The 18,339-nt window shown below is 38.7% G+C and carries 15 protein-coding genes; 4 read left to right on the top strand and 11 right to left on the bottom strand.

The genetic code is table 11. The features are described from left to right. Positions 1-74: 74 nt before the first annotated feature. The gene (locus VXM77_RS04870; RefSeq protein ID WP_338507279.1) at positions 75-2,699 is read right to left on the bottom strand and encodes an SIR2 family protein; all 2,625 of its coding nucleotides are present in this window, start codon (positions 2,697-2,699) and stop codon (positions 75-77) included. 219 nt (positions 2,700-2,918) lie between these two features. Between VXM77_RS04870 and VXM77_RS04865 the strand changes: the two genes are divergently transcribed. Continuing rightward, the gene (locus tag VXM77_RS04865) at positions 2,919-3,185 is read left to right on the top strand and encodes a hypothetical protein (RefSeq protein ID WP_338507278.1); all 267 of its coding nucleotides are present in this window, start codon (positions 2,919-2,921) and stop codon (positions 3,183-3,185) included. Positions 3,186-3,227: 42 nt separating this feature from the next. Here the strand turns inward: VXM77_RS04865 and VXM77_RS04860 are convergent, their stop codons facing one another. Together VXM77_RS04860 and VXM77_RS04855 are read right to left on the bottom strand one after the other, a co-directional pair. Continuing rightward, complete coding sequence (locus VXM77_RS04860) at positions 3,228-3,884, bottom strand: hypothetical protein (RefSeq protein ID WP_262953649.1); 657 nt, start codon at positions 3,882-3,884, stop codon at positions 3,228-3,230. 639 nt (positions 3,885-4,523) lie between these two features. Further along, positions 4,524-5,201 (bottom strand): hypothetical protein, encoded by a 678-nt coding sequence (locus VXM77_RS04855; protein WP_338507275.1) that lies wholly within the window; start codon positions 5,199-5,201, stop codon positions 4,524-4,526. Positions 5,202-5,762: 561 nt separating this feature from the next. On the opposite strand from VXM77_RS04855, the gene VXM77_RS04850 reads away from it, so the two are divergent. Together VXM77_RS04850 and VXM77_RS04845 are read left to right on the top strand one after the other, a co-directional pair. Beyond that, on the top strand, positions 5,763-6,659 hold the full coding sequence (locus tag VXM77_RS04850) for a linear amide C-N hydrolase (protein ID WP_161832867.1): 897 nt from the start codon (positions 5,763-5,765) through the stop codon (positions 6,657-6,659). A gap of 136 nt (positions 6,660-6,795) precedes the next feature. Next, positions 6,796-7,389 (top strand): hypothetical protein, encoded by a 594-nt coding sequence (locus tag VXM77_RS04845; protein ID WP_161832868.1) that lies wholly within the window; start codon positions 6,796-6,798, stop codon positions 7,387-7,389. A gap of 81 nt (positions 7,390-7,470) precedes the next feature. Here the strand turns inward: VXM77_RS04845 and VXM77_RS04840 are convergent, their stop codons facing one another. From VXM77_RS04840 to VXM77_RS04810, 7 genes are all read right to left on the bottom strand, one after another. Next, positions 7,471-7,983: a hypothetical protein gene (locus tag VXM77_RS04840; protein ID WP_262950232.1), complete on the bottom strand. Its 513-nt coding sequence runs from the start codon at positions 7,981-7,983 to the stop codon at positions 7,471-7,473. A 261-nt stretch (positions 7,984-8,244) separates the two neighbouring features. Next, entirely contained in the window at positions 8,245-8,877 is a 633-nt protein-coding gene (locus tag VXM77_RS04835) for a DUF624 domain-containing protein (RefSeq protein WP_338507272.1), read from the bottom strand. A gap of 496 nt (positions 8,878-9,373) precedes the next feature. Next, on the bottom strand, positions 9,374-10,018 hold the full coding sequence (pcp, locus tag VXM77_RS04830) for a pyroglutamyl-peptidase I (RefSeq protein ID WP_338507271.1): 645 nt from the start codon (positions 10,016-10,018) through the stop codon (positions 9,374-9,376). Positions 10,019-10,045: 27 nt separating this feature from the next. Further along, positions 10,046-10,960 carry a DUF979 domain-containing protein gene (locus VXM77_RS04825; protein WP_338507270.1) on the bottom strand — a complete coding sequence of 305 codons (915 nt, stop codon included), beginning with the start codon at positions 10,958-10,960 and terminating at the stop codon, positions 10,046-10,048. A gap of 2 nt (positions 10,961-10,962) precedes the next feature. Then, positions 10,963-11,661, bottom strand: a complete 699-nt coding sequence (locus tag VXM77_RS04820; protein ID WP_338507269.1) for a DUF969 domain-containing protein — start codon at positions 11,659-11,661, stop codon at positions 10,963-10,965. 127 nt (positions 11,662-11,788) lie between these two features. After that, the gene (locus tag VXM77_RS04815; RefSeq protein WP_262953639.1) at positions 11,789-14,908 is read right to left on the bottom strand and encodes an SMC family ATPase; all 3,120 of its coding nucleotides are present in this window, start codon (positions 14,906-14,908) and stop codon (positions 11,789-11,791) included. After that, positions 14,905-16,047, bottom strand: a complete 1,143-nt coding sequence (locus tag VXM77_RS04810; protein WP_161830896.1) for an exonuclease SbcCD subunit D — start codon at positions 16,045-16,047, stop codon at positions 14,905-14,907. The genes VXM77_RS04815 and VXM77_RS04810 overlap by 4 nt, the downstream gene beginning before the upstream one ends. A gap of 237 nt (positions 16,048-16,284) precedes the next feature. On the opposite strand from VXM77_RS04810, the gene VXM77_RS04805 reads away from it, so the two are divergent. Then, positions 16,285-17,382 (top strand): GntR family transcriptional regulator, encoded by a 1,098-nt coding sequence (locus VXM77_RS04805; protein ID WP_161830895.1) that lies wholly within the window; start codon positions 16,285-16,287, stop codon positions 17,380-17,382. A 23-nt stretch (positions 17,383-17,405) separates the two neighbouring features. On the opposite strand, the gene VXM77_RS04800 is transcribed toward VXM77_RS04805, so the two are convergent. Next, on the bottom strand, positions 17,406-18,299 hold the full coding sequence (locus VXM77_RS04800) for a DUF368 domain-containing protein (RefSeq protein WP_338507268.1): 894 nt from the start codon (positions 18,297-18,299) through the stop codon (positions 17,406-17,408). Between the last annotated feature and the right edge of the window lie 40 nt (positions 18,300-18,339).

Here is an 18,339-nt window from a genome sequence, read left to right as displayed (position 1 = left end):
TCATTAATTGAATGTCCACTCTCCCCTGTACAATAAAAACAACATAAAAAATGGAAACAGTCCCTGTTTCCATTTTAGTGATGAAGGTGTTCATAAACATCAAAGAAAAGTTTAATCCAATGCGAGGGTGCCTTCCCATCCCTAATGTTTTGAATTAACCGTCCAGTTATGTCTTTCCTATAAGGGCTCTGTGCCAATTGCCGGTGAATAGCAACAGGGAGTTCAAATAACCATTCATCTTCAATCATTAATAAGGCTCCTTCGTGGTAATGAATTAAAAAATGAGCCTTCTTATCTTGTTCCATTAACTCCTCGAATCCGTCCTCTCTTAAATACTGACATAAAATCCACTGCGCTACCGTTATTAAATCTTTTGGAGCACGTTGTAAATGATGATAAATACCGTTAGCAAACGGTTGGTAATCCATCTCAATTTGAGCCTCGATTGCCTGTTGAATCGATCTAAAATTAAAGCAAGACTGCCACCTTCTCTCTAATTCCAATACGATCTGCTCACGTACATCCGATAAGGTGATATTAAATAACATAATGAGCTCATCATCCGTTAATTGATTGAGATACATCCTTACAAGTGAAGATAACTCACCATTTGGTCCCGTTAAAAAGGAGGCTAACTTCACATATTCCACGTCCAAAAATTCATGAAGGACATGTCTCCCTACAAAGTGCCGTATTAACTGTTGCACAATCATCCCCTCAATCACCGGACACAGTTGAGTTCGTGACATTAAAAATTCAAGGCACTCCCCAATCGTAGTAGAAACCATCACTTGACTAAATAAAAAACGAACCATTCGAATCAGTTGTTCATCACCCATAGATAGTAACCCATACACCTCTAAAAGTGTTTGCCGCATTCTACCAATCCCCTGCTCGACCTCTTTTGAAAGTGCCTGATTCGTTAATAAAGAAAAAACGTGTTGACCATACCCAATTAATTCATCCACATGCTTTGTCTGTAAACGCGTGATTCCCATTCGAGCAATCAAACTTTGAAGCTCTTTACGGCTCATATAATGAATCATTAAATACAAGGTAAACGAATCAAGTTCTTGAGCACCTTGCATCAAACGCATCTCTATATATTTTTTATATAAGTAAGTCACCTCCTGACAATGATTAATGACCAACTTATTTTCATCAATAAATTCAAATAATTCTTGAATTTTAAATTGCACCTGCTCTAATTGAGAAGATCCCTTGGTCAAATCATCCGCTAAAACGAGCACCTCACTTAAATACTGATTTATAAAAGAAAAATTACTCAAATCAGCTAAAAAAACATACTTTCTCTTAAAACTAGCCGGCAAATGATAGTAGAGTAATTCCAAATTCAGCTGAGAAATCTCATCAGCCACCCCTAGACCCTCCTCCGGCGCTAAGCGCGAAACAATTAATTTCCCCACGAAATACCGATTAAACTGAGCTAAAAAATAAAGTAAATACTGTCGGCTCTTAAACGCCTCAACAGCTGTCTTCTTATATAAATCGTAAGCGTAAGACCAATTACCATGCCTAAACTGATAGTAAGCTCGATCATAGTGCTGCCAACTCCCCCCCTCGTTAACACAACATTCCGACAATATACTCGTATATGGTGGCATTAAATAATTTTTTTTATTGTTACTGAGCTCATACACCTCTCCATCCCTAGAAGACACGCGGCAAATTCCTGCTTTTTTTAATAACTCAAAAGTTTCAGCTTTGAGCTGACTTGTTTCTAACAACGTTAACTCTCCTAATTCTGAAACTTCGTCCTCAATCAATAATCTTAAATCCTTTAATCGTGCCCGTTTCAGCTCAATCAGTGGACGCAATTGATAAGCTAATTTTTCCTCCTTTAACACATGTTGATACATATTTTCTAAATTTAACGAAGAGAGTGCCTGAAAAAATGAGCGATAACGTTCTAGATACGGATACTTCTGTGCCTCTTTTAGAAGATAATTCACATCAATCACATGAATACCTTGAGATTTATAATAATCAAAACTATTATGATCAAGCATCTGTTCTAAATAAAGGAGATAAACGGGTTGAAAACTACTTCCTTGTAATTCCTTCACCCAATTTAAAATCAATTTCATATTACGGTCATTTAATGAATATCCAACAAAGAGCGTCGTATTCGATGCAATAATTGATTTGACCATCGTTTCAATGAGACGAAACTGGCGGCTATAAGACAGATAGTCGTTTTCTTTTAAAACAACATTCTGATGCCGAACATCTCCATGCATCTTAATTAAAAATTTCTTTGTTCTCGTCTGGGAAACTTCCTCATCCTTTGCAATCACATCATAAAATAAGCCTCTAGCATAAATAGCCTGTTCTAGTAAATCATCATAATTAGTAGTGATTAAATGGACCGGATTTAGTTTTAAAATCTCATCATGAATCAAATTACTTTGTAAATCCAAATCAAAAATATCCCGTAATAAATCATAATATTCTTTATGCCCGCGCAAATTATAATATTTTTGTGGAATTCGTAAATATTCATTTTGCGAGTATTTCTCTTTTTGTTCAGAAAAGGGACCGGCAAATTGGTCAATAACCTCCTTCCACGAAGGAAAATGAGAGAGCATCGACACCCCCGCCCCAACAACAACCACTAACTTGTTATCTTCTGACGCCCTTTTAATAATCCTTAAACTCTCTTGAATAAATGGTTCCATTTGTACCCCCATCCCTGTGTGTCTTCTAATCAATGCCTGCATGACGCTCATCCCAATATGTTTAACGATTCAATCGATGCCTAATCACTCACGGTTTATCTCTCCTATTTTATGAGGGATCTCCTCCTAGCATACCGTTCGTTCATCACAAACTAAATTCTTTCAATTATATTCTTTTAAAAATAGGTTAAACTAACAGTAACTATAGGAGGGATTCTTGTGAGCCTAAAAGAAACATATGATGATTTATTTTTCAAATCTTCGGAAGTCCAAAAGAATTTAGATACATTAAAACAACGAATGGAAGAACTCGATACACAAATTCAAGTGATTGAACGTAACCCTAATTTTTTAGAAACAGACGTTGAACCATTGTACGAGTTACTTTGGAAGGCGAGAATAGATTATAAAAAACAACAAACTGAATTTCATACTTTAACGCTCCAACTCCAACAGCTCAACCATATTCTTGAGGATCTCCACTAGTCCTCTCTCTTCACCATAAAAAAAGCATCCTATGATGCTTTTTTATTTCAAGTAAATCGGATGGTAAGAAGCAATATAACCACTGTCACCATTAGGTTCAAAAACGACGGTAGCTGCTCCTACCTTGTGGCAATCAACAGTCATGGACCACCCTTTATCTAAAATCAGTTGATCTCCTAACATCCTATCCTCTAATTCATATAAATCTAAATCAATCGTATAAGTCCCATCCTCATTTTGCTGACACTGATAAACCTCAGGATAAATCGCATCTTTATGAACAGGAATTTCTGGACGTGCAACATAATCCCCTAAATCAATATAGATATTATCAATGACAAGGTCTTCATTAAAATAATGATCAATTAATGACTTCATCATCTTTTTATCGAAAGCCACATACACCTCTTCATTTTTAAACATCTGTTCAACCATTGCTGGATACTCAAGTTCAAGCATATAAGAGGAAAAGTTCAAAAGTTGAAGCGTGTGTTCCTCATCCGCTTCATAATCTAAAAAGTGTGTCACCGTTAATGCGCTAAAATACTCATTTAACTCACCCACCTGTACATCAGAAAGAGGAATAACCCATTCCTCTTCGGTTTCAACAGATACTGCCTTACTGTTTCCAAAGCTCAATAAAATAACTACACATAACATCGCCAATGAAAACCAAACCATACCTAACACCTGTTTCATTAAAAATTCGCTCCTTTAATCTGTTCTCATAAAGATGATTTTGTTTATAAATGCGGATTCAACACGCTCTCAAACCCTTTGAGTTAGAGTGAGTTAAAATCATCTTCATCCATCGAGCAGATTTTTAAATTTACCTTGCTAGATAAAACCTTATGCCTGTGCAGATAAATTTTTACGATTCTTAAAACATGGATGGCGACACCGGCAACTTTCTTACCATTACCCCACCATCAGAAGGAAGCACTGGTTAAAATATAAAGACCCTTTCTAGTTGATAGATTTGATGATTAAACCTGTTGCAACGCAACCCTCTCTTCCATCATGCGACAAATTAATGATTGATATCTATTATAGTTTATTCCACAAGCCTAAAAAAGTTGACAATGTAAAAGGCTATAACTGGGATCTGTTATAGCCTTTCGTAGTGATGTGATTAATTATTTAGACATTCCCATTCACATATATATGTCCTTTAATCCCTAGATAGACCTTTAGAAGAAATAAAAGTTAAAAGTTGACCGATTTATTCACCCCTTCAATGGTTACACACCATCGATTAATAAACCCACGCCCGCATCGCCTACGATGCCCATTCCAAACAGGACCCTAGCTTCGGAAGCCCCCCTCTGTTTCTACGTTTTAGTGCATAAAAAAATGTCCAGTAGGTGATAAAGTTATCACATACTGAACATCTGCATGAAATGGCCTTGAGACCTCTAATTCAAATTTTCCATACGTTGATTCCATAGTCGTCAAGGTTGCATTTTGTGGACTCGGTGTTGAATGCACCTTAAAGGATTTAATAATGGCCTCTGTTACCTCAAGCGTGTTTGTAAAATTTCCTGTAAACGATACGGTAATCTGCAATAATCGTTGATGTGAAATCAAGAACGCACGCGTCATAACCCCCAACTGCTTTACCGACTCCCGAATAACAAGTGCTGGATGACCATCAATCACCGTCTCCTCTAACTCATCAATTCCCACCTGGTTTAATTCACGTTTTACCAACTGTTTTAAAAATTTTCGTTGATCCGATTTCGTATGAAAAGAGGCCAAATCTAATCGTCGATTACGAATCGTTACCACCAATGGAGCAAGCATATAATCCTGACATTGGCTTCCCTCATAAGCAATAAAATCATACCCGTCACGATAATGGTCCACTTTTAGATGATTAGGCACTAAAAGACTATAATTAGATGCCCCATACTCTTCTAATTGATGATAGACATACTCGCGACAAGCGTATTTTCCTAACAACTCTTCTAAATTTAACCCCTGAAGCGTTGTGCAGAATTGATGATTTAATCTCATGAATCCATTTCCCCTTTTATCAAAGATATTCGATTGTAGTCGTCTTTTTTACTACATTGTCATTGTATGGGCCAAAGTGGTTTTTTAGACATTATTTTTTTCACCCTTCACTTTAGCCTCCCTTATCTATCTCGCTTAAGACGATTAAAACCCCCACCTAAAGATATTCATTTATACAAAAAGACATTCCACTCTTCTCTTTCCACTTTTTTCATAGCATGCGAATCTGTACAAAAACACTGTAACGCTTCAACACCCCGCCGCTCTCACAAAAGAAGGGGGCACTAAAATTCAATTGAAAACGCAGTAACATGACGGTATACTAAAGGTTATCTATTTAAAAATAGGTTCTATTTCCAATCACTCATTAAAGAAATAGAACCCAACCATAATAAAACAGAGAAAGGATGGTGAATCCGGTTGTTCATGTGATAAAATGGCTACCTCTCTAAGAGATGGCGGGTTCGGGGGCAGCTTGTCCCATCACGCTTCATGTAAAAAGAAGTCAACTGACCTGAATCAAATGTTGTGCCTTTTATTCGATGATGACAACCTTATACGATGTGTACAGCAATCTCAATCAAGCATCAAACAGACCACGCATTTTTAGCAAGAAATTTTGACTATGATTCGACCAGTCTATTAAAGTTAGCTAAAATTCCAAGAAATTATAGCTACCCGCTTGAACCAACACTCAACACCTTTAAAACCCGATATTCGATCATTGGCATGATGCTATGGCATGAAGGAACCCATGTCCTAGTAGATGGCATGAATGAAAAGGGGCTATCAGGTGCCATTTTAAATTTACCTGACGCCTGCGTGTGGAATAAAGCCCCCATTTCCGATGGCATCAATCTCTTACCTACCGATGTCTCCTTCTATTGTTTATCGCAGTTTTCTTCTGTCACCGAATTAAAGGCGGCCATTCATCGACTCAATATTGTGGCCCCCGAGGATCATCCCTTTGCTAAAACCACTCAAATTCACTGGATGTTTTGCGATAAAACTGGTGAGTCAATCGTCGTCGAACAAACGGAATCAGGCCTATGTATTTATGATAACCCTATTGGAGTTTTAACTAATGGTCCGACCTTCGATCAACAATTAATCAACATTTCCCCCTATCTCAAAGATAGCCAAACGGCTCCTCCCCTCCCAGGAGATGATTCCTCTCCCTCACGCTTTATACGGGCGGGGTATTTAAAACGACACCTTCAATGGACTCAACAGCCGCTATCGACGGTAACTCATTGCTTTCACATTCTAGGAAATGTCGCCCTCCTTCCTGGGATTTTAAAGCAAACACAAGGAGAAGAATTTGAGACGCGTTATACAGCTTGTATGGACCTTAAACACTTGCGCTATTACCTGAAATGGTATCATCATCTAAAGACTCAAATCATTGACTTAAAACAAGAGCAGGATGAATGCAAGACGCTGACTTTTTTTGAGTAAATCAAACGGTTCCTTTGCTCCTCACTTCTTTTGTCTAGTTGTGTCATCTTTGTCCTAAAAGAGATGGCGGCGGATATACTTTAGATATATCCATGTATATCTTGCGTTCAATTATAAGAAGAGAGGATTGACCAACGTGAAAAAATTTATTGCTATTTTATCTGGATGTATCACTATTCTACTTGTTGCCTTTTTCGTATACAATCGTTTAGGAGCTCAAACGACACAAGAAGCGATGACCATTGCCGGGTTAAATACTCTTGAAGTCCTTTACGAAAAGAAAACAAACGATGGGTCGATTTTACTTTATCGGACACCTGGTGAGGAGCAGTTATCTCTCGCGTTTTTAAATCGGAATCTTTTAGGATACGAATACATTGACAGCGCGATCCAATATGAAACAACTTCACTTGAGGAGCAAGCGGGGTTAACGTATGTTTCACTAAAAAAATCTGATGCCATCCCTTATACCATTTACGCTGGTGTTACAACAAATCCTGACCTTTTCGAAGTATTAGTCACGGAGCCAACCTTCCAAATTGCTCACAGTGCTAAAGTATTCGAATCAAATATCGAAGGAACTTATATCTGGATGGCCTACTCAACCGATTTTACAGGAGAAAACTTTTCTCTTATTGGTTTAAATCAAGAGGGAGACATTATTGGAGATTTAGAAACAGTCGGAACAACCGTCACCATTCACCCTGTTGATACGGCAGAAGCAAATTAAAAACAAAAAAAAACATCTTTACGATGTTTTTTTGTTTTGCTAGGGGCAAAAAGTCGCCCCCGTCTATGTTTTTATCTCATTTTAATAAACAAAATCGGTATGCGTCCACTGACGGAAAAAATTAATATCTCGAATACTCCCATCGGAATTTAAGACGCCTAAATAAACACCGTCATTTCGTCCCACTTTGAAGATAGCATTCGCAGTTCCTTCTTTAGACGAAATCCCCATGTCCTTCACACATTTCGCAAAAATCTCTTTCCCTACCCCATATGTTTCAGTAATGTAAGCAACTAAATAAATATCAATCGCACCGGCACCCAGTTCTCTTGGGTCTTTTCGCAAAAGATGTTCCTTTATAATCTCAGGCCAGTCCTCCTGATAACTCTCTAATAATAAGTCTTGAATTTCATTAATGCAATACGCCTTATAGCAACGTTTCTCTCCCTGTTTTAACATCGATGCATCGCCATTTAAGTCAACTAAATGGACTAACATCTTCTTTAATCCACATAGAATGGGAATGACCTTCGTCGTTAATGATCGCCCTTGTAAATAGTCCGGTAAAATAATCTTTAAATTCTCATCTTTCATAACCTCTCCCCCAATTAATGTAAACCCTTTCTAATAGTTAATTCACGTCTATTATAGGTCCTCTTGCTAACTTTTTCAACATGAATTGCTAAATTTTTGAAAATTAATGGATATAAGTCCCAACTTCCCCTTTTTTATCAGAGATACCGACCTCACGTTCAATATATGAGCCGCTTCTTATTTGGTGTCACTCCACAACCAAGGAAGCACGACAAAATAAAAAAGGCTAACTAGCCTTCCTCATTATTCAACACAACCGCTTTATTCTTTAGTCCCACTTTCCTGAATAATGGCTTGATTAGACCAAAATTTAGAAATTACTTCATCAATCATCAGGTTGGCCCCAATTGCAATCATACCTGGTAAAATAATAATCAGACCAGGAATATAGTACAACAAAATAAAAAAGGAAACAATCATGCCTAATAGTTTTAACGAATTGAAAAATTGAGTATGGGTCAACAAAAAAGAGTCTCGTACCATTTTAAAGCGGCTGATTTGATAATTTGAAAAAATATACACTAAATACGTACTAATGAGCGTACACTCAAAGAAAACAATCCCCATTAATAAAAACTGAAGAATGGAATCCTCCGTTAATCCTCGATGAGAAACAATTAAATAAGTTAAACTTAAAAACCATAAAAGGGCCAGAAAAAGAGTCAACCAAATGGACCTCAAAAAATCTGCTTGATAACACTCTAAAAAATCATTAACGAGTTGGCACTCTTCTTTTAACGCCTTTTTTCTCCCAACAAAAAATAATGCTTTCGTTGAAGCTGCAATCGTAAAAATAGGTAAACAACCAATTAACCATAAAATTGAAACAACCGCAAGATCACAAATTTCATCTATCACTTTAAAGACAAAATAACAATCCGGTTCCTTTTTCATTAAAAATCCCTACCTTTAATTCAAATATTATTCAATCATCCACAAATCTTTTACCATTATATTATAAAATATAACATTTTCATCTTTTTTTCAACAATAAAGTCGTGAGATACCGATTACACGATTAAAAAAACTAGCCCAATTAACAACGGCTAGCCTCTTTATCCCAAATTATATGAACGATCTTCATCAATAGATTTTTTTCCTGTTCATGACCCTCTCTCAACCGTCATTCCTAAAAAATGTCCTCCCCCTATTTGTTGAACGTCATTTTAGAAAGGGTCACTTAAACCCATGGGTCGTTCTTAAAAAAGAGCCTGTTTTTAAACACCGAATAAAACCCATCCCTCATGAGAAAATAACTTTCAATTAAGCAGTTGACTCTTCCATAGGGTCTGACGATCATTCTTTTATACCCACCACTGACTCACCTAACCTGACAGAAGATTACCGCTTCACTTTTTTTCATAAAAAAAGAGGGCGTTCGTGCCCCCTTTTAGCAAACAGCTCCACCTGTTTCCTTAACGTCTTCCTCAACGCTAATGACTGTTTTGATAAGTGCGGTCAATCCTTTCACAATTTCATCTTGTGACATCGATGGCATCGTTGGCTTGTCAACGGTTTGCATCGGTAAATAAGGAATGTGAACAAAACCAGCCTTTAATTTTGGCGCCTTCGTTGCGGCGTAATGTAAGGCACCGTACATCACGTGATTACATACAAATGTTCCTGCTGTATTCGAAACCGCCGCCGGAACAAATGCTGCTTTCATATCACGCACCATCGCTTTAATCGGTAACGTTGAAAAATAAGCAGCCGGCCCATCTTCGAAGATGGTACGATCAATCGGTTGTGCCCCTTCGTTATCGGGAATACGCGCATCATCTTGATTGATGGCCACGCGTTCTACGGTAATATTAGGCCGTCCTCCCGCTTGTCCCACACAGATCACCGCATCAGGTTGTTCTTCATCAAGTAAGGTGTATAAAACATCAAGACTACAATCAAAAACAGTAGGAATTTCACGTTTAATAATTTGAACCCCTAAAAGTTCATCCGGTAATTGTTTAACTGATTCTGTCGCCGGATTAATCGACTCTCCTCCAAAGGGGTCAAATCCTGTCACTAATACTTTTTTCATAAAAACACTCCTTTAACCGCTATCTTATTAAAAAGCTAAATATCGCATTAAAATAATATGAATGACTAACATAATAATCGCAACCGGCGCTTGAGCCTTTATCACGCCGTATTGATTTTTTAAATCCAAAATGGACGCCGGTACGATATTAAAATTAGCCGCCATCGGCGTTAATAAGGTCCCACAGAATCCAGCTGTCAAGGCTAACGAACCTGCAATCACTGGATCAGCGCCTAAATTAAAAACAAACGGAACCCCAATTCCTGCAGTAATGACCGAAAAGGCAGCAAAGGCATTTCCCATGACAGCTGTAAATAACACCATTCCGACGCAGTAGGCAATCACACCTAACCAAATATTATGAGTAGGAATAATTTGACTCACACCATTAGCAATCACATCCCCAACTCCTGCCACCGTAAATAACGTTCCAAGTGCTGCTAAAATTTGAGGTAAAATAGCAGTCGGTCCGACTTGACTTAAGAGACGGTTAGCCTCTAAATTCGCTTCTTTAACTGACGATTTTGAAATCATCATAATGATAATTAGCGCCCCAATTCCACTTAAACCAATGGCGTTATAGGCCCCTAAGTTTGTAAACTGAGCAATAACAAAGGCTAAAAAGGCCAACACAAGAGCTGGAATAAATAATTTATTTCCAATCTTTTGGGCAGATTCCTTTTTAAACGCTTCACTCGTTGTTTCAAAATGAACCATTTTAACTTGTTTCGTCGCTGATAAAATGGCCATGACAATGATGAGTCCTCCCACCACGTTAGCTGGAATATAATCTCCAAAAATAAAGATAATTCCTAGAATAAACCAAAAGAGGGCGGTTCCCCAGCGCGCTTCCTGCCCTTTATTCACAAGGGAAAAAACACCTAATGAAATACTAATTAAACCAATAATGGTATAGATAATAAATAAAAGGATCTCTGCCACTCCTATTTCCCTCCTTTTGACTCTAACGCCTCATGCATACGTTTCCGTCTTTTCTCATTTAGTCTAAATTGAATAATCCCAATGATTAATGCCAAAAGAGCAATCGGTAACGTATAAAGGGCAATAGTTGTCGGTCCTTGCTTTTCATCAACAGGAATCCCTAATTCCGTCAATGTCCCTACAATAAGCATGACACCTGAAGCTCCAATGAATAAATTTTGACCAAAGAAATTTCCATAGTTCTCTGCGGCAGCTGTTAACCCTTTAATTGACTCCAGATCGTTCTCCGTTACCTCTTTATATTTAGAACGCGTCGCCCCTTCGGCCATCGGCAATACAAGCGGTCTCCCAAATTGAACATGACCTGACATCCTGATACTAAGGGCCGCCATCACGAGACGGAACGCTAAATAAATACTTAAAACACCGTCCGCCTTCGCATTTTTCAACTGCCCAATTAACCAAGCAGCACGTTCCTTTAATCCATAACGCTCCATTAACCCAATAACAGGTAAGGTAATGATAAACAATGTCATATAACGGTTGGCAACAAACGCCTCCCCGAGCTTTGTTAAAATTTCATTAAAATCTAGTCCACCAACAAAACCTGTAGCGATTCCCGCTATCACAACAATGGCAAGCGTGTCAATTTTCAAAATAAAACCGATAATAATAATAAAAATACCAATTAAGCTTAACACATAATCCCTCCTTCACTATCATACATATCTTCTATTATACCATACTTTTCAAGCTGTCTTTCCTTTCATTTATTTGGCAATTTTAAAAGGCTAAAAGGTCCTCCCTTTTAGCCTTTTCCTGTAGACCCTATTTTTTAAAATAGGCACAACTTCCAGTCCCATCGGCCTCAACGACTAATTTTACTGGAATTCGTTCTTTTAACTCATTAACATGTGAAATAATTCCGATTAAGCGGCCATGATCTTGTAAATCCATTAAAATATCAATGGCTTGATCCAATGATTCCGAATCTAACGTTCCAAATCCTTCATCGATAAACATCGTATCTAACTGAATCCCTCCGGAATTTTGTTGAACGACATCGCAAAGACCAAGTGCCAGTGCTAATGAAGCTTTAAAGCTTTCTCCACCCGATAACGTATTAACCGGTCTTTGATTACACGTATGACTATCATAAACGTCCAGGTCTAATCCTTTGCGCCCTCCCCCCTTAACCTCTTCGCGACGCAATAAATAGTACCTTCTAGCCGTCATCTTCTGTAATCGTAAATTGGCCGCAAACAATACTTCATCAAAGTAACTCGATAAAACGTAAGTTTCAAAAGACATCCTTCTACCACTTCTTCCGTTGGCCAAGGCATCCAGTTCACCGAGTGTGGCATACTCTTTTTCTTTTGATTGAATCACTGCATATTTTTTGGTCACCGAAGAAAGGAGGCGCTCATTCTGTTCCCGATTGGCTTGAACCCTCGCACGCTCGCCTTCTAATTCCGAACGTTTATGTGAAAGGTCCTCCATTCTCTCCTTTAACGGAGTAAGATCTGTTTGAACTGCACCTGCTAATTCATCACGTAACGCTTGTTCGATCGACACGGCTGTATGGCGCTCTTGGTAATATTGAATAACAAATTGCTCCAACTTATCCATTGCATCTATCCATGATTTGGCCTGCTCATAAGTCTCCCGATTAAGAAATGTTTGGACAATCTGCTCCTCTAATGAAGTGGTGGCTGTCTTAAGTTGCGATTCATACCCCTCTAATTGATTAGTTAACTCCTGTCCCACGGTCGTTAATCGCGTCAATTGTGAACAAACACGTTCATAATCTTCTTGACTTTTTTTGATGTGTTGTTCGTGAGTCACTAAACAGGTACTTATTTCCTCAAGGCGTGACATTAAAACGTCAACTGAGCGATAATCCATCGGAATCTGTTCCTCTAAATCCTTAACCGAACGTCGCTCAGACTGATAAAGATCGCGCTGATCCTGACGTTTCTGTTCTTTCTGTGCAATTTCTGCTTCAAGGGGGGCCATCATTTCCTTCTTTTTCACCAATTGCGCCATCTGTTCTTCAAGCTGTTTCACCTGAATCAATACTTGAGTCTTTTTGCGCGTCAGTTCAGACTGCTGATTCAAAAGCTTTGATTTTAACTGTCTCATGGCCACTAACGTCGCTTCCTCATCTTCACCTAGCAGACAACGTTGAATTAAGCTCGTCTTCAAGTGATTCAACTCCTCTGCTAGCTTTTGAAGCGTCACGCGTAAAATCGAACATTCCTGTTCCTCAGATCGCCCCCTTTCTTCGAGTTTCTCAACGTCTACACGATACGCCTCTAACGCGGCCTTTGATAAAATACTTTCCTGGCTACGACGAGGATTCGGATGATCACACGATCCACACACGGGACAAGGTTGCCCAACTTTCAGTTCATTGGCTAACCGAATAGCTGCTGCATTAATAAATAATTGTGCTTGATGCTCATAATCCTCCCGTTTAAGGCGTGCCTCCTCTAAATGGGTCGTAGCGCTTGCTTCTTTATCTTCAAGGCTCTTAGCCGTCTGCTCATACGCCTCTAGTTTTTCACAAAGTAACGTGACGTTCTGCAGCTCCTCCTGTCCTTTCACTTCCCTTAATTCTAATCGATGTTGTTCTTCACGTTGCTTCTCTTTTACCACATTTAATGGATCAAGCTGCTCCACTTGATCCTTTAAAGCCGCTAATTCTATGTTTCGACACTGAACCTCCGCGGTAAGCTCACGCTCTGTCTGCTCTAATTGTTGCAGTTGCTTCCGTTTTTGATCTAATAGCTTGACCCCTTCAACATAGCGTGACAACTCATCCTTTTCCCGATTCATCTCGGTCATCTCTTGACGTAAGACATCAATGGCGTCGTAACATTTTTTGACTAAGATATACTCTGTCTGACAATCCGTTAACTGCTTCTTAAGATGAGCCTGCTTTTCTAACGTATCCTGCTTAAAAGCTTGATATTTTAAACATTCATTTTCAAGATTAATCAGGCCTTGTGCCTGCTTCGCCTGACTCACCTGATGTTCGTATCGGGTAATGGTGTCTTGTTGCTCAGTGAGTTGATCTAACCGTTCTTTTGCGGTCGCATACTCTTCAATTTTTTCATTGATTTTCTTTTTTAACTCATACTCTTGTTGGCAACTACTTAATTGCTCAGCTATTTGTTCCTTTTGTTGCTCTAATTGATGTTCTACCGCTTCAAATCGCTTTTGTTGATGCTCAATGTCTTCCATCACTTCGTGTAAAGGACGTTCTAAATCTAACGCCTGATTTTCGTCTGTTCTTACTAATTGAAGTTCTGCCGTCATCGCCTGTTGAGTTTCAAACACCTCGGCCTTTAATCGATTAGCTTGCTGAGTTAACTGTTCCTGCACAGCCTTATAAAAATCAGTTCCGAATATTTTACGTAGAATTTCTTCCTTATTCGTTGTATTAGCCACTAAAAACTCTTTAAAATCTCCTTGCGGAATCATGACAATTTTTCGAAACTGTTCAATTTTTAGCCCAATAATTTGTTGAATTTGTTCACGAACTTCACTTTCTTTAGTCAAGGGCGGATAATCGCTTGCCACCTCTAAAAATTCGACCGTCGCCGGAACTTCGCGAAATCCCTCTCCCCTTTTTTTCTTTTGAAGTTGTTGCGGTGATCGCGTGATACAATAAGTTTTCCCATTCACACTAAACGTAAAAGAAACCTCCGTTTTAATCTCGCTTTCCTTTACAAAATCACTTCTTAACTCTTTTCCAGAACGACTTCCCCCACTTGTTTCTCCGTAAAGCGCATAGCAAATCGCATCAAAAATTGTCGTCTTTCCCGCACCTGTTGGTCCCGTCACGACAAAAATATCTTGTTGATCTAAATCTTCTTTAAAATTTAAAGTCAGCGGCTTGGCATAAGGTCCGAAGGCAGACATTTTCAATAACAATGGTTTCATTCACAAGACTCCTTTCGCACTTCTTTAATAATTGTCTGAATCGATGTTTTTGCGGCCTCTGACAACGCCTCTCCTTTATGGTGTTCATAAAAATCACTAAATAATTGTTCCGCCGTTTTTTGTTGACGCGCCTGTTTTGTCAATTGACTTCCCTTAAACGCTTGATTATTTTGTTCTAACTCTAACATCATCACATAAGGAAAATTTTTACGAAGTTTGGCCATCGGCTCAATTAATTCACCTTTATCTAATAACACAATACGCAAATAATCTTCACATCTTGGTAAAGCTAGAAGTTCCTCTAATGTCCCTTTGATTGTTTTCATGTCCCGAAGTGGTGTTAACGGCAATAATTCACAAGAAAGCTTCCCTGCTTCGTCTAAATCAATCATCGTCACAGATTTGTGATACTGTTCTTCTGAAAAAGAATATTTAAGTAAGGAACCACTATACCTGATCTTGTCACTTCCCACTTTTTGTGTTCGATGTAAATGACCTAAAGCGACATAATCAAACGCCTCGAAGTAGGCACTAGAAACTGACTCTTTCCCTCCTACCACTAACTTTTTTTCCGAATCGGAGATTAAAATCTCCTCACTTTGACCCACAACAAAAGCATGCGTGAGTAAAACGTTTCGCTCTGTCGCATCAATCGGGTTAGCAGCCAGAGTCACTCGCATCGCATCGTCTAATGATTTAACCGTCTCATCCTCGTGGAGCTCGCGTACAACGGCATAATCGGCAAATGGTAATAAATAAAAATTAACCGGTCCAAATTCATCTCGCAAGACCACTTTTTTGATCTCCTTCGTATATCTTCCCGCGACATAATAATGAGCCGCCTCAAATAACTCATGACCAAAATTAATGAGGTCCGCCCCATCGTGATTGCCCGCCACCGCCAAAACTGGCGTTTTCAATTCAACGAGCACTTCCTTTAAAAATTCACTATATAAAGCAACCGCCCGAGCGGGGGGCACACTGCGATCATAGATATCGCCCGCTAACAAAAGCGCATCCGGTTGATACGTCTTAATATATGATTTAACCTGTTCAAGCACATAGCGCTGATCCTCAAGCATGGAAAACGAATTAACTACCTTACCAAAATGCAAATCGCCTAAATGTAATAACCTCAACGTCTTATCCTCCTAAAAAGCGAATGTTTGTTCTCATTATAAGCCTTTTTTACAAGAATCGTCAACCCAATCCCTAACGAACTCATCGACAAGATTTTTGGATTATTTCCAAGGAAATACACGTCCCCCTATTATCGTCCATAAAAAAGATAATTCGTGCAAAAAAAGACAAAAAATTATACAATAGAAACAACTTAAAGAAATCATCCCCTAACACGTAAAAAATAGGAGGTTTTTATGCTAAACCCAAACTTACCAAAATATCTTGCCATTGCCGAATGGATGAAAGAAAACATTTATAATAACACCTTTAAAGCAGGCGAAAAACTAATCAGTGAAAATAAACTGTGTCAAAAATTTGAAATCAGCCGTCAAACCGCCCGGCAAGCAATCGCCGTCTTAGAGGAAGAGGGACTCGTCATCAAAAAACAAGGAAGCGGAACTTACATCAACCCAATTAGTCTCAAAGCCAGACTCAACACCAAAACCATCGCCCTCATCCTACCCGAACTGTCAAACGATCAAACCCCTACGATGTTAACCGAGATGGAGGACCTCTTTTCAACGGCGGGCTATCAGCTAACAATACGCCTCACCCACCATCAAGTGACACGAGAGCGCGAACACTTATTAGCCCTCTTAAACGCAGATATCGCCGGTTTAATCGTTGAGGGAACAAAGTCTGCTTTACCTAACCCCAATCTTGACCTTTATCAGGAATTTTTAACTCACCATATCCCCTTACTCTTTATTCATAATTACTATCCCGGACTTCCTTGCCATTTCATTATGACCGATGATACGGCCTGCGGCCAACTCGCTACCCGACACCTCATTCAACAGGGGCACCAAAAAATTGGAGGATTGTTCCAATTCAACACCCTTAAAGGTAACTTTTTTTATAAAGGATTTTTAACTGAAATGTACGACCACCATTTAGGGGTCGATGAAAAACATCTCATTTGGTACGGAACCGAGACGACTGAAGACTTATTTTCACAGGGAAATCTTTCAAACCTACTCGATACCTTACATCGTGTTACCGCCATTCTTTGCGATAGCGAGGAAGTTGCCCTAAAACTGATTCAACACCTCGCTAACGAAACCTCATTAAACGTTCCAAATGACCTTTCGTTAGTGACGCTAGGAAACACAAAACTGAGCCAACTCGCTACCCCACCACTGACAAGTATTGACCCCTGCCGTCCAACGATTGGAAAGTTGGCCGCAGAAGCTCTAATTCAACAGATTGAAGATCAAGAAACGATGATCAATCATATTTGCCAACCGACACTCATTCCTCGTCAGTCGGTAAAACACCTCCTAGACAAATAAAAAAAGAGCACTTGGCTCTTTTTTTATTTCTGTTTTTTCTCCATCAACTTACTGAATTGTTCCAAACCAATGATGACTGCTCCACCGATAATAAACCACACAAGGTTAAACGTTGAAAAAGACATCGGTGCTTGAGCTGTTTCAAGCGTTGTTGGTCCCATAATGACCGCATAAATCGACCCGATCATTAATCCTAAAATTAAGTAAATCATTTGTGGACGTGCTGTCTCTAAGAAGTGGCGAATTAATTTAATCGTTGATAAAATCCCAATAATAACTCCAAGTCCGAATACGATTAAAATAGGAAGGGCCGAAAAATTAAACGTTAAAACTTCTTTAATTGAACTAATAATTGTTGTATATAACCCAAAAATCAATAATAACGTGGATCCCGAAATTCCTGGTAATACCATCGCTGAAATCGCAATCATTCCTGAAATAAACACATAAAGGATTAATCCAATATTTAAATGGCTAAGAGAAATCTCCATTCCACCTCCGCCTGATACCGGATTAAACACAGTAATCGCCACGACAATCAAGATTCCTGTGACCGTCCAAACGATATTTAAATATTTATTTTTAATCGTTTCTTTTTCCGCCTTGATAATTAATGGGATGGAAAATAAAATAAACCCAATGAACACCGAACTAATACTATAAATATGTTCTTCAAAAATCGAACTTAAGAAGAGAACCGAAAGAATCATTCCAAGCGCCCATCCGATTCCAATTTTTAATAAAAATTGAAGAGCCTGTCCTTTATCTTCTCTGCTACTCTTTGAAACAAGCGTGTTTAAAGAACCGATAAACTCATCATAAAATCCTAAAATAAAAGCGATCGTCCCTCCTGAAACACCAGGCACACTATCGGCAAGCGCCATAAAAAAACCGCGAATTAAATTGATTATAAACATATCTTTCACCTTTACCTATTCTATCTCATCCATTTTCCTA

This window comes from Turicibacter sp. KK003 (assembly GCF_037014675.1).
Lineage (GTDB): Bacteria > Bacillota_I > Bacilli_A > MOL361 > Turicibacteraceae > Turicibacter > Turicibacter faecis.
This window is presented reverse-complemented; position numbering and strand designations above follow the sequence as displayed.